General features: G+C 50.9%; 8 protein-coding genes, 3 pseudogenes and 1 other annotated feature. Of the genes and pseudogenes, 6 read left to right on the top strand and 5 right to left on the bottom strand.

The features are described 5' to 3' along the window. Positions 1 to 25: 25 nt before the first annotated feature. Positions 26 to 2623: a type I DNA topoisomerase gene (gene topA, locus H2P46_RS06350; protein WP_193404322.1), complete on the bottom strand. Its 2598-nt coding sequence runs from the start codon at positions 2621 to 2623 to the stop codon at positions 26 to 28. Positions 2624 to 2995: 372 nt separating this feature from the next. On the opposite strand from topA, the pseudogene H2P46_RS06355 reads away from it, so the two are divergent. Further along, positions 2996 to 3242 (top strand): annotated as a pseudogene (locus tag H2P46_RS06355) (DUF2498 family protein). Between the two features lie 54 nt (positions 3243 to 3296). Here H2P46_RS06355 and sohB read toward each other — a convergent pair. Then, positions 3297 to 4343 carry a protease SohB gene (gene sohB / locus H2P46_RS06360; RefSeq protein WP_193404323.1) on the bottom strand — a complete coding sequence of 349 codons (1047 nt, stop codon included), beginning with the start codon at positions 4341 to 4343 and terminating at the stop codon, positions 3297 to 3299. A 175-nt stretch (positions 4344 to 4518) separates the two neighbouring features. Here sohB and H2P46_RS06365 point away from each other — a divergent pair, with 175 nt between their 5' ends. After that, positions 4519 to 5280, top strand: a complete 762-nt coding sequence (locus tag H2P46_RS06365) for a YciK family oxidoreductase (protein ID WP_193404324.1) — start codon at positions 4519 to 4521, stop codon at positions 5278 to 5280. Further along, the gene (gene cobO, locus H2P46_RS06370; protein ID WP_193404325.1) at positions 5280 to 5870 is read left to right on the top strand and encodes a cob(I)yrinic acid a,c-diamide adenosyltransferase; all 591 of its coding nucleotides are present in this window, start codon (positions 5280 to 5282) and stop codon (positions 5868 to 5870) included. Before H2P46_RS06365 ends, cobO begins: the two co-directional genes overlap by 1 nt. A gap of 48 nt (positions 5871 to 5918) precedes the next feature. Here the strand turns inward: cobO and rluB are convergent, their stop codons facing one another. After that, complete coding sequence (gene rluB, locus H2P46_RS06375) at positions 5919 to 6806, bottom strand: 23S rRNA pseudouridine(2605) synthase RluB (RefSeq protein WP_193404326.1); 888 nt, start codon at positions 6804 to 6806, stop codon at positions 5919 to 5921. Between the two features lie 201 nt (positions 6807 to 7007). On the opposite strand from rluB, the pseudogene H2P46_RS06380 reads away from it, so the two are divergent. Next, positions 7008 to 7600 (top strand): annotated as a pseudogene (locus H2P46_RS06380) (serine protease). Between the two features lie 27 nt (positions 7601 to 7627). On the opposite strand, the gene H2P46_RS06385 reads toward H2P46_RS06380, so the two are convergent. Next, complete coding sequence (locus H2P46_RS06385) at positions 7628 to 8248, bottom strand: L-threonylcarbamoyladenylate synthase (protein WP_193404327.1); 621 nt, start codon at positions 8246 to 8248, stop codon at positions 7628 to 7630. Between the two features lie 12 nt (positions 8249 to 8260). Then, positions 8261 to 9145 (bottom strand): RNase RNM, encoded by an 885-nt coding sequence (gene rnm, locus H2P46_RS06390; RefSeq protein ID WP_193404328.1) that lies wholly within the window; start codon positions 9143 to 9145, stop codon positions 8261 to 8263. 154 nt (positions 9146 to 9299) lie between these two features. Further along, positions 9300 to 9404, top strand: a sequence feature (Trp leader region). Between the two features lie 23 nt (positions 9405 to 9427). Between rnm and H2P46_RS06395 the strand changes: the two genes are divergently transcribed. Then, on the top strand, positions 9428 to 10990 hold the full coding sequence (locus H2P46_RS06395; protein ID WP_193404329.1) for an anthranilate synthase component 1: 1563 nt from the start codon (positions 9428 to 9430) through the stop codon (positions 10988 to 10990). Continuing rightward, a pseudogene (gene trpD / locus H2P46_RS22910) lies at positions 10990 to 12582 on the top strand (bifunctional anthranilate synthase glutamate amidotransferase component TrpG/anthranilate phosphoribosyltransferase TrpD). The gene H2P46_RS06395 and the pseudogene trpD overlap by 1 nt, the downstream one beginning before the upstream one ends. The last annotated feature ends 1 nt before the right edge of the window (position 12583 follow it).

Here is a 12583-nt window from a genome sequence, read left to right on the forward strand (position 1 = left end):
GCCAGCGAAAGCTGGCCTGGAGAGATTACTTTTTGGCTTCCTGCCATTTGCCATCAATATAAAACGCTGACCAGCCGGTCGCTTTGCCCTCTTTTTCAGAAGAGACATATTGCTGCTTAGTTTTGCGGCTAAAGCGCACCATCGTCTTATTTCCCTCCGGGTCAGCAGCCGGAGCATCTGCCAGATATTTCAATTTTTCAGGCAGGCGATCGCTAAAACACTGTAACTCTTCAACTAACGGCGCACGTGTTTCGCGTGATTTTGGAAACGTATTAGCAGCCAGAAACACGCCCGCAGCCCCATCGCGCAAGACAAAATAAGCGTCTGACTTTTCGCATGGCAGCTCTGGCAACGGAACAGGATCTTCTTTTGGCGGAGCAACATCGCCGTTACGCAGGATCTTACGGGTATTTTTACATTCATCATTGGTGCAGGCCATGTACTTACCGAAACGCCCCATTTTCAGGTGCATTTCAGAACCACATTTTTCGCATTCAACAATCGGGCCATCATAGCCTTTAATCCGGAATTCGCCCTGCTCGATTTCGTAGCCGTCACATTCTGGATTATTACCGCAGACATGCAATTTGCGCTGATTATCGATCAGATAACTGTCCATTGCCGTACCACATTTTTGGCAACGACGACGAGCACGTAGCGCATTGGTTTCGGCATCGTCACCTTCCAGAATATTGAGGACTTCATTTTCTGGAATCAGATTGATGGTCTGTTTGCAACGCTCTTTCGGCGGCAGCGCATAGCCTGAACATCCCAGGAAAACACCGGTACTGGCAGTACGAATCCCCATCTGGCGTCCACAGGTCGGGCAATCAATGGATGTCAGCACCATCTGATTTGGCTGCATGCCGCCTTCTTCAGGATCTTTTCCTGCCTGGTCAAGCTGCTGGCTAAAATCGCTAAAGAAGTTATCAAGCACCGCTTTCCATTGCGCCTGGTTATTTGCAACCTGATCAAGGCTGTTTTCCATATGCGCGGTGAAATCATAATTCATCAATTCGCGGAAGTTCTCTTCCAGACGATCGGTAACGATTTCACCCATTTTTTCCGCATAGAAACGCCGGTTTTCAACGCGCACGTAACCGCGATCCTGAATAGTGGAAATGATTGCAGCATAAGTGGAAGGACGGCCAATTCCGCGCTTTTCAAGCTCACGCACCAAAGAGGCTTCACTGAAACGTGCTGGCGGCTTGGTAAAATGCTGGCCTGGCATCAGCTGTTGCAGATCAAGCACATCACCAACATTCACCGCAGGTAAGGTGCGATCTTCATCGTTCTTACGCAGCGCGGGCATAACTTTAGTCCAGCCATCAAAACGCAGCGTGCGCCCTTTGGCCTTCAATTTATAGTCGCCAGCGGTGGCTATAAGGGTGGTGGAATCGTATTGCGCTGGCATCATTTGACAGGCAACGAACTGACGCCAAATCAGCTGATACAGCTTTTGCGCGTCCGCTTCCATATCTTTGAGTTTTTCAGCAACCACATCCACATCAGAAGGGCGAATCGCTTCGTGCGCTTCCTGAGAATTTTCTTTGCTGGCGTAGGTATTAGCAGACTCCGGCAAATATTTTTTGCCAAAGTTGCTTTCAATATAGCCACGCGCCATTGTAACCGCGTCCTGGCTCAGGTTGGTCGAGTCAGTTCGCATATAGGTGATATGACCCGCTTCATATAAGCGCTGCGCCATCATCATGGTCTTCTTCACGCCAAAACCCAGTCGGGTGCTGGCTGCCTGCTGTAGCGTGGAAGTAATATAAGGTGCGCCAGGTTTGCTACTGGTCGGTTTATCTTCACGGTCTACGATTTCATAACGCGCTTTTTCCAGCAGCGCCACGGCGGCGTGGGTCTGTTCACGATTAACCGGACGGAAGGCTTTGTCAGCATAATGCGTGACTTCCATCGGTAAATCGTCCCCTTTCGGCGTGGCGAGACTGGCACGTAATTCCCAGTACTCTTCTGGCACAAACGCTTTTATCTCGCGCTCACGCTCTACCACCAGACGTACGGCAACGGATTGCACGCGACCCGCCGATAAACCACGCGCCACTTTTTTCCACAGCAGCGGAGACACCATATAACCCACCACGCGGTCCATAAAACGACGCGCCTGCTGAGCATTTACACGGTCTATATTCAGTTCGCCGGGCTTTTCAAACGCCTGACGAATCGCATTCCTGGTGATTTCGTTAAACACTACGCGGCTGAAGCGCTTATCATCTCCGCCGATCACTTCCCGCAGGTGCCAGGCAATGGCTTCCCCTTCGCGGTCAAGGTCGGTTGCGAGATAGACGTGGTCAGCATTAGCAGCTAGCGCTTTAAGTTCCTCGACAACTTTCTCTTTACCTGGCAGAATTTGATAATCAGCTTCCCAGCCATGATAAGGATCGACGCCCATGCGACTGACCAGGGCGGCCTTCTCGTCTTTTTTAACCTTTTTAACTTTTTTATCTGTCGAGGCGTCAGCACTTTTCTTGGTGTTTGAACCACTGGTCGGCAGATCTCGAATATGACCGACGCTGGATTTAACCACGTAGTCATTGCCGAGGTATTTATTGATTGTTTTGGCCTTTGCCGGGGACTCAACAATAACGAGTGCTTTACCCATATTTACCTTTACCTAATGAAATCGTCCTGCTAAACGGGAGAAGATTTGATGCCCAAAAACCCAACGGGTTCAATATTGCTGCGCCTGTTTAACTTTTCAAGGCGGCGGGATCAATCTCAGGTCAGACAGACTGGCATTGTGCAACTTTATGATAAAAAGCGCTTTTTATGCCTGACAAAATCACACATCCCGGTGCGATCTCCCTGAAATCTGAATCGCCCACACTCTACCTGATAAAATCCGTTACGCAACTTAAATAGCACTCTGTCCAAATTAGCGCCAATTTTTCAGCCCCAGCGTTCCTTTGTCGAACAATGGGGCTCGCAAGTAATATAGAAAGGATTAAGGTGCTGTCAAAAAAGGCGTGAACATATGCAGAATAATACCCAGACTATTACACGCCGTGCGTTACTGGAAAAAGCAAACATCCTGATCAAAAAACATGAGGATTATTTTACCGGTCAGGAAGCGACCGATGTTGTGCAACAAGGTGAGGTTCTGATGTTCCACGGCCCTTTTTTCTCGATGCAGACGAGGTTCCTACACAAAAAACCATGGCGGTATTTAACATTTTAAATATCTCGCGGTCGTGTTATCCGCTCAATACCATCTGGAATAACCTCATCGCATAAAAAACCCGGCTTTCGCCGGGTCTTGCCCTGCTGTTTTACTATTACAACAGGGGCTTTTCGCCACGTTGCCAAAGTTTTAAAATTAAATTTTCCACTACCGAACCTGCGCTATGCGTGACGCGATCAATCATTTTACGGCGACGGGCATAGTGCACGCCTAACACATTAAAAGACTTCATCTGGCGAATAATAAGATCATCGCTGGTGCCAATCTCATCAATCAAACCGAGAGCCAACGCCTGGCGTCCATACCAGTGTTCACCAGTTGCCACGTTATCAATATTCAGTGTCGGGCGCATCTGGTGGACAAAATCCTTAAACAGCAAATGCGTTTCGTTAAGATCTTCCTGGAATTTTTCCCGACCTTCTTCCGTGTTTTCACCAAACAATGTTAGCGTGCGCTTATATTGACCGGCCGTGTGCAGCTCCACATCAATATCATTACGTTTTAACAAACGATTAAAATTAGGGATTTGCGCGACTACTCCAATCGAGCCAATGATAGAAAAAGGCGCGGCGACAATGCGATCCGCAACGCAAGCCATCATATAACCGCCGCTGGCGGCAACTTTGTCTACCGCTGCCGTCACGCGCAGACCGCCATCACGCAGGCGTTGCAGCTGTGAAGCGGCTAATCCATAACCGTGTACCACGCCGCCAGGGCTTTCCAGACGCAGCAACACTTCATCGCCAGTTTGCCTGACGGCCAGAACGGCAGAAATCTCTTCACGTAACGAAGCCACTTCGCTGGCATCCATGCTGCCTTTAAAATCAATAACGTACAGCGTTGGCTTTAACGTTTCATTTTCACCCTGTTTTGCCGCACGTTTTTCCGCTTTGGCTTTCTGCTTTTCGGCTTTTTTATGATTTTTTAACCACTGCTTTTGCACCTGTGGTTTCATCTTCGCCAGCTGCAAATCTTCCTTCATCTGCTGATAATCATCACCCAGATGTGTCAGACGCAGCTGTCCGCTTTGACCGCGTTTACGCAACGCCGCATTTAAAATGATCAGCACGATCGCCGCAACGGCAATCACTACCGTCACTATTTTTGCGAGAAAAAGTCCGTAATTTAAAAGAAGATCCATTGCATCGCCTTAGTAAACAGAGAATTAAAGACAATAGGCTAGTTTAACCGGTTTACCTATACCCGTCGCCTGAAATGCCAGCACCTGGCACAGAATGCGCCTGTCGATGATTGCACACGACAGGAAATTGAGGCATAAAACACAAACACTTTGACCTTCGCCAGAGGAATCCGCTGTGCATTATCAACCGAAAAGCGATCTGCTCAATAACCGAATTATTTTAGTTACTGGCGCATCTGACGGCATTGGCCGTGAAGCTGCTTTGACCTACGCGCGCTACGGCGCGGAAGTGATTGTATTAGGCCGCAACCCTGAGCGACTGCAGCAAACTGAAAACGCCATTAACCAGCTAAATAAACGTCCTGCTCATCACATAGTTTTCGATCTGGCGCAGGCAACGCCTGAGAACTGCCAGCAGCTTGGACAACAATTAGCGCAAAAATTTTCCCATCTAGATGGGGTGTTACACAATGCCGGTATTCTGGGTGAGATTGTCCCACTGGCGGAACTTGACCCGCAAATCTGGCAGCAGGTGATGAAAATCAATGTGGATGCGACCTTCTATCTCACCCAGGCCTTACTGCCACTGCTGTTGAAATCTGACGCGGGTTCACTGGTCTTTACCACTTCCAGCGTTGGCCGAACCGGACGTTCCGGCTGGGGAGCTTATGCGGTGTCGAAGTTTGCCACCGAAGGCATGATGCAGGTGCTGGCCGACGAATATAAAAATCATCATTTAAGGGTAAACTGCATTAATCCTGGCGGAACGCGTACCAAAATGCGTGCCAGCGCTTTTCCGCAGGAAGATGCTAAAAAGCTAAAAACCCCAGGCGATTTGATGCCGCTCTACCTTTATTTAATGGGTGATGACAGCCGCCGTAAAACCGGCATCAGTTTCGATGCTCAACCGGGTCGAAAAGCAGGGGCGGCCGAATAATGAATGAGGATCGTCATCAGCAGCGTCAGCAGCGTCTAAAAGAGCAAGTCGATGCACGTATCGCCTCCGCAACCGACGTGCGCGGCATCGTGATGGTATTTACTGGTAATGGTAAAGGTAAAACGACCGCGGCATTTGGTACGGCATTGCGTGCCTGTGGGCACGGCAAGCGTGTCGGCGCAATCCAGTTTATTAAAGGCGAATGGCCCAACGGCGAGCGCAATATACTTGAGCAACATGGCGTTGAATTTCAGGTGATGTCAACGGGATTTACCTGGGAAACGCAGAATCGTCAGGCTGATACCGATGCCTGTCTGGAAGTCTGGCAGCACGCTAAACGTATGTTAGCCGACAGCAGCCTGGATTTAGTCATTCTTGACGAAATAACTTATATGGTCAGCATGGACTATCTGCCGTTAGAGGCGCTGCTTACAGCCCTTCGTCAGCGTCCTTCTCAGCAAAGTGTTATTATTACTGGTCTCGGTTGTCATCGCAGCATTACGGAGCTGGCCGATACCGTGACCGAAATGCGGCCAGTTAAACACGCTTTTGATACAGGGATTCAGGCACAGCAAGGCATTGATTGGTAGTAAAAGAAAACGCAGCCATCAGGCTGCGTTTTTTGGTTTGAGCAGAAATTAAGATGACGTTCGTTTGCTGCTTTTACCGCCAGTGCGACGCTGCGTGCCACTCGTCTTGCTGTGACGCTTCACGGCACGACGAATTTGGTTAGCTTTGGTACGCCGGCGATCTTTTTCAACGCCCAGTTTGGTAACGGTTTCATCGTCCATACCCACCAGGTTGCGTAAGTAGTTGACCGCAGACAGATCCAGCTCGGTCCAGCCACCACGCGGCAAACCTTTTGGCAAATTAATATCGCCATAACGGACGCGCATCAGACGACTAACCTGCACGCCAACGGCTTCCCATAAACGGCGCACTTCGCGGTTACGACCTTCAGTCAGCGTCACGTTGTACCACTGGTTGATACCTTCGCCACCGGTAAACTTCAGGGTCTTAAACGCGGCTGGGCCATCTTCCAGCTGCACACCTTTACTCAACTGACGAATTTTATCGTTATCAACCTGGCCAAATACACGCACAGCGTATTCGCGTTCAACTTCGCGGCTTGGGTGCATCAGACGGTTGGCTAATTCGCCGTCCGTAGTGAACAGCATTAATCCGCAGGTATTCACATCCAGACGGCCTACAGCAATCCAGCGTGAGCCACGCAGACGGGGCAGACGATCAAAAACCGTTGGACGCCCTTCCGGATCGCTACGTGTGCAGAGCTCGCCCTCTGGTTTGTAGTACGCCAGCACGCGGCATACTTCAGTTGCTGACTCAGCAATTGAGACCAGATGACCATCAATACGGATTTTAAGGGCTTTACTATTTTCGATACGGTCGCCCAGCGTAGCCAGTTTGCCATCAACGCTGACGCGTCCGGCGGCGATCATTGTTTCGATTTCACGACGCGAACCATGACCGGCTCGCGCTAAAACTTTCTGTAACTTTTCGCTCATTGAGCTTCCTCTTTGTCGCCTTCCCAGGCGTCACGGCAGGGTAGTAAGTCTTTTTAAATCAACGGCTTAACTTAAAAAGTTGGGTCTATTATACAGACATTTAACCCTGATGTAACGCGCTTTATGCCGAGGACTTTACGCTTAATAATAGCGAAGCTGTGAGGAATTTATAATAGACTGTTTTTGTGCTCAGCATTTGCCATGCTGGTTTCGAACGGTTGTTCTGTAGGCCATACAGAATACAGCCGCACGGCGATGCAGCATGTCGATATGAGCGTGACCGGCATCCCGACGATACCTGGGCCTGGTACACTGGGCACCAGCATCCCTCTTACACCAGAATATAGCCTGACCGCTGCACATGTTGCTAAATATGCGGCACAACATGTTAAGGCTTATCATCCTTATTGCGATCTCGCGATTATTTATCATAAGAGTGACGCTAACACTCTGGCTAAATTTCGCAGCAGTGACGTGGGTGATTCAATTTAAATGTACGGTTACAGTTTTATTTCAGCCATGCCGGTTGAATCAGCAGACGTTAATTTAGCGCGCACGGCTATTCGTAATGGCTGGAATAAAAGTCCCCGCATGGCGATGGCGTCAAATGCGGGTGTCGTACAGGGAATGTCGAGCGGCGGTGTATATAATAGCGATGAAACTCTGGGCGGTGTTATTGTGGGCTATTCTTCTGCCATTAAGAATGGACGCAGCGGAAAATCATTCTAAAAGACGTGTCGCTCTATATTCCTTATGGTGCGTTTAAAAACTGGTTACGGGAGACTATCGTTTAGGCACCGACACGCGGTGCCTGACGACGATTACTGAAACGGACGCGTATCGCCAACGCCTGCGCGAATGATTTCGGGCGCATCACGCGTCAAATCAATCACCGTGGTTGGCTGCTGTCCCAGCGTGCCGCCGTCAATGATTAAATCGACCAGTTTGCCAATGCTGTGTTGAATATCTTCCGGATCTGATTCAGTAAAATCATTGCCGGGCAAAATCAGCGAAGTTGACATCATGGGCTCGTTCAACGCTTCCAGCAACGCTAACGCAACCGGATTTGACGGTACGCGCAGGCCGATAGTTTTACGCTTGTCATTCATCAGCCGACGCGGCACCTCTTTGGTCGCTTTCAAAATAAAGGTGTAATTGCCCGGCGTATTGTTTTTTAACAGGCGAAACGCGGAATTATCGACCTGGGAATAGACCGACAATTCGGACAGGTCGCGACACATCAAGGTAAAGTTGTGGTGGCCATCTAACTGCCGGATGCGACAGATACGCTCCATTGCCCCCTTTTCTTCTAAACGACAGCCCAACGCATAGCCTGAATCGGTGGGATAAACAATCACACCACCTTTATTAAGATATTCCACCGCCTGATTAATCAGGCGCGGTTGTGGATTGTCAGGATGGATATGAAACAGTTGACTCATAGAAACCTCGTGTCACCTTTCCGCGCATTCAAAGACAGGTGCCAGCTCAGGAAAACGTTCCCAAACCGGCTCGACACCTGCGGGCAGCCATAATTTGCGGCCCAGCTCAATCCACGGACAGGGTTGATGAAAATCAGAACCTTGTGATGCGGCTAAATCATTTTCTCTGGCGTATTGCGCCAGCTGGGTACGCTCGTTTGGCGCTTGCTGGCATTGTGCAACTTCCATCGCGTCACCGCCGATTTCACGGAAATGTGCCACCAGCCGCTTAAGCCATTTGGCAGATAACCCATAGCGTCCAGGGTGAGCTAACACCGCACAGCCACCAGAATGATGAATTGCATCAACAGCTTGTTCTATTGTACACCATTGTGGCGGGACATAACCGGTTTTGCCGCGAGCAAGATAGGATTTGAAAACCTGAGCAAAATTATCGGCCCGGCCCTGTTCAATTAGAAAACGCGCAAAGTGACCGCGGGTAATCACGCCCCCTTCGGCTAAGCGCGTCGCACCGGCTAGCGCACCGGGGATCTGCGCTTTTTCCAGACGTTCCGCAATGTGTTCGGCGCGCGTCTGGCGACAATCATGCTGCGCGGCCAAAAAACCCGTCATTACCGGATGATGAATATCAATATTGAGTCCAACAATGTGAATCTCATGATTTTCCCACACGGTTGAAAACTCAACCCCTGCGATAACATTGACAGGTAAATTCTGGTCAATAGCCGCCTGTTGCGCAGCGCTTACACCCGTTACGCAATCGTGATCGGTAATAGCTAATACGCCAACGCGCATATCGACCGCGCGCTGGACCACCGCCTGAGGCGAAAGCAAACCATCTGATGCCCGCGTGTGGCAGTGGAGATCATAAAGAGGAAAACGGGCGATATTGCTCAAACTAACTCCTGTAACGAACTAACCCGACCAGCATGATAACGATTTTGCTGCCCAGAGAAAAAGTGTATTGACATTTCCGCCCCGAACCCGTTAACTAGTACACAAGTTCACACGTAGCGGGTATTTAATCATGGCTGTTGTTCATACGCTTTTTAACGGTTGGTGGCGCGATATTCCCAGATACGGGCGATGTCGTCGTGCACAATTTGCGTAAACGCTGTGCAGATACCTGGGCCCGCCACTTAGCGGGCTTTTTTTTGAGCGTCATTCAGAGAATCCATCATGCCAAATGCGAAACCTACATTGAAGTTAATTACCGGCATCGCGCCCTATCGCGAAGATCCGGCCGCAGTGTTTCATCAGTTATGCGGCGCACGTCCGGCAACCTTGCTGCTTGAGTCTGCCGATATTGACAGCAAGCGTAACTTAAAAAGCCTGTTGATCGTGGATAGCGCCCTGCGTATTAGCGCCTTGGGCAACCGCGTCACCTTGCAAGCCCTGTCAGAAAATGGTCGCTCACTGTTACCACTGCTGGATGCCGCCCTGCCGGAATCGGTAAAAATTGATGTCCGTCCCGATGGCCGTGAACTGACTTTCTCCACTAGTGAAAGTCTGCAGGATGAAGATTCACGTTTGCAGGCAATTTCGGTATTCGAGGCATTGCGCCTCATTCCTCAGTTGGTGAACGTCCCCGCTGACGAACGTGAAGCGCTGCTGTTAGGTGGGCTGTTTGCGTATGATTTAGTGGCGGGCTTTGAAGATTTGCCCGCGTTGCAAAATCAGCAACGCTGCCCGGATTACTGCTTCTATTTAGCGGAAACCTTATTAGTGCTGGATCATCAGGAGCGCAGCGCGCGACTGCAGGCTAGCCTGTTCTGCCCGTCCACCAGCGAATTCCAGCGCCTGCAAGGACGTATCGAACAACTGCATGGCCAGATGCTGCAACCCGCGCCTGCGTTGCCTGTGCAACGCGTTGAACAGATGACGTTGAGCACCAGTCAAAGCGATGAAGAGTATTGCGCCGTAGTGCGTCAGATGCAGGAAGCGATTCGCATCGGCGAAATTTTCCAGGTTGTGCCGTCTCGTCGCTTCTCGTTGCCTTGTCCTTCGCCGCTGGCCGCTTATGACACCCTGAAAAACAGCAACCCCAGCCCGTATATGTTTTATATGCAGGACCAGGAGTTCGCCTTGTTTGGCGCATCACCCGAAAGCTCACTGAAATATGACGCATCCTCGCGTCAGATTGAAATTTATCCGATTGCCGGTACGCGTCCGCGTGGTCGTCATGCTGACGGTACGCTGGATCGTGATCTCGACAGCCGTATTGAACTGGAAATGCGCACCGACCATAAAGAGCTGGCTGAGCACTTAATGCTGGTTGATCTGGCGCGTAATGATTTAGCACGCATTTGTGTGCCTGGCAGTCGCTATCTGGCGGATCTGACCAAAGTCGATCGTTACTCTTTTGTCATGCATCTGGTGTCACGCGTAGTCGGCACATTGCGCGAAGACCTTGACGTGCTGCATGCCTATCGCGCCTGTATGAACATGGGCACGTTAAGCGGTGCTCCGAAAGTTCGTGCTATGCAGCTGATCGCGGCCGCAGAAGGTACGCGTCGTGGCAGCTATGGCGGCGCAGTGGGCTATTTTACGGCTCACGGTGATTTGGACACCTGCATTGTGATCCGCTCTGCCTACGTTGAAGACGGCGTTGCTACGGTGCAGGCCGGTGCTGGCGTCGTGCTGGATTCAAATCCACAAGCGGAAGCGGATGAAAGCCGCAACAAAGCCCGCGCAGTGTTGCGCGCCATTGCAACCGCCCATCACTGCAAGGAGATTTTCTGATGGCTGACATCCTGCTGCTCGATAACTTCGATTCATTTACTTACAACCTTGTAGACCAGCTGCGTACCTTCGGTCATAACGTGGTGATCTACCGCAACAATTTGCCAGCAGAGCGTCTGATCGAACGTTTGCAGCAGATGGAAAACCCCGTGTTAATGCTGTCTCCCGGACCGGGCGCGCCAAAAGATGCGGGCTGTATGCCAGAGCTGCTGCGCGTGCTGCGTGGCCGTCTGCCAATTATTGGTATTTGCCTGGGCCATCAGGCCATTGTCGAAGCTTACGGTGGACAGGTGGGACAGGCGGGAGAAATCCTGCATGGCAAAGCTTCAGTCATTAACCACGACGGTGAGGCGATGTTTGCTGGCCTGAGCAATCCGCTGCCAGTGGCACGTTATCATTCGCTGGTTGGCAGCAATACGCCAGATGAGCTGACGGTTAACGCCAGTTTCAACGGCATGGTGATGGCGGTACGCCATGATGCAGATCGTGTTTGCGGATTCCAGTTCCATCCGGAATCCATTTTGACGACTCAGGGCGCGCGCCTGCTGGAGCAGACGCTGGCCTGGGCGCTGGCAAAGTAAAGGGAGATAATGATGAATACCATTCTGGAAAAACTTTACCAGGCGCAGACACTGAATCAGGCTGAAAGTCACCAGTTATTCAGCGCTATTATTACCGGGCAGCTTGAGCCGACACAGCTGGCCGCCGTGCTTATCGCCATGAAAGTGCGTGGTGAAAAGCCGGAAGAGATCGCCGGGGCGGCAACCGCATTACTGGAAGATGCTAAGCCCTTTCCGCGTCCCGATTATCCTTTCGCCGATATTGTGGGAACTGGCGGTGACGGCAGCAACAGTATCAATATTTCTACCGCCAGCGCCTTTGTCGCGGCAACCTGTGGTTTGAAAGTGGCAAAGCACGGTAACCGTAGCGTATCCAGCAAATCCGGTTCGTCTGATTTGCTGGCAGCGTTTGGCATCAACCTTGATATGCCTGCCGAACAGGCACGTCACGCGTTAGATGAGCTAAATGTTTGCTTTCTGTTTGCCCCGCAGTATCACACAGGGTTTCGACATGCGATGCCGGTTCGCCAGCAGCTAAAAACCCGCACGCTGTTTAACGTGCTGGGTCCGTTGATCAATCCGGCGCGCCCGCCGCTGGCAGTCATTGGTGTATATAGCGCAGATCTGGTGCTACCGATTGCGCAGGCGTTGAAAGTGTTGGGGTATCAACGCGCCGCGGTCGTTCACGGCGGCGGCATGGATGAAGTGGCGCTGCATGATATTACTCATGTGGCTGAGCTTCGCGACGGTGAAATTACCCGTTATCAGCTGTCGCCAGAAGACTTCGGCTTTAGCTTCCATCCTAAGGAAGCCCTGGCAGGCGGCACGCCAGAAGAAAACCGTGACATTCTGACACGTTTACTCCAGGGTAATGGCGAACAAGCCCATGAGGAAGCGGTTGCCGTGAATGTGGCTATGCTTCTCAAAGTATTTGGCAATGAAGATCTGCGTGAAAATGCACAGCGTGCGCTCGCCGCGATCCGTAGCGGACAGGCTTACGAGCGCGTGGTCGCTCTGGCAGCAAGAGGATAAC

This window comes from Mixta mediterraneensis (genome assembly GCF_014946725.1).
In the GTDB taxonomy this organism is placed as follows: Bacteria; Pseudomonadota; Gammaproteobacteria; order Enterobacterales; family Enterobacteriaceae; genus Pantoea; species Pantoea mediterraneensis.

Bases quoted from the DNA above. Each gene is read 5' to 3' on its own strand.
- H2P46_RS06395 (WP_193404329.1), top strand. From the start codon at position 9,428: ATGCCAAATGCGAAACCTACATTGAAGTTAATTACCGGCATCGCGCCC.
- topA (WP_193404322.1), bottom strand. From the start codon at position 2,623: ATGGGTAAAGCACTCGTTATTGTTGAGTCCCCGGCAAAGGCCAAAACA.
- H2P46_RS06385 (WP_193404327.1), bottom strand. From the start codon at position 8,248: ATGAGTCAACTGTTTCATATCCATCCTGACAATCCACAACCGCGCCTG.
- sohB (WP_193404323.1), bottom strand. From the start codon at position 4,343: ATGGATCTTCTTTTAAATTACGGACTTTTTCTCGCAAAAATAGTGACG.
- rluB (WP_193404326.1), bottom strand. From the start codon at position 6,806: ATGAGCGAAAAGTTACAGAAAGTTTTAGCGCGAGCCGGTCATGGTTCG.
- cobO (WP_193404325.1), top strand. From the start codon at position 5,280: ATGAATGAGGATCGTCATCAGCAGCGTCAGCAGCGTCTAAAAGAGCAA.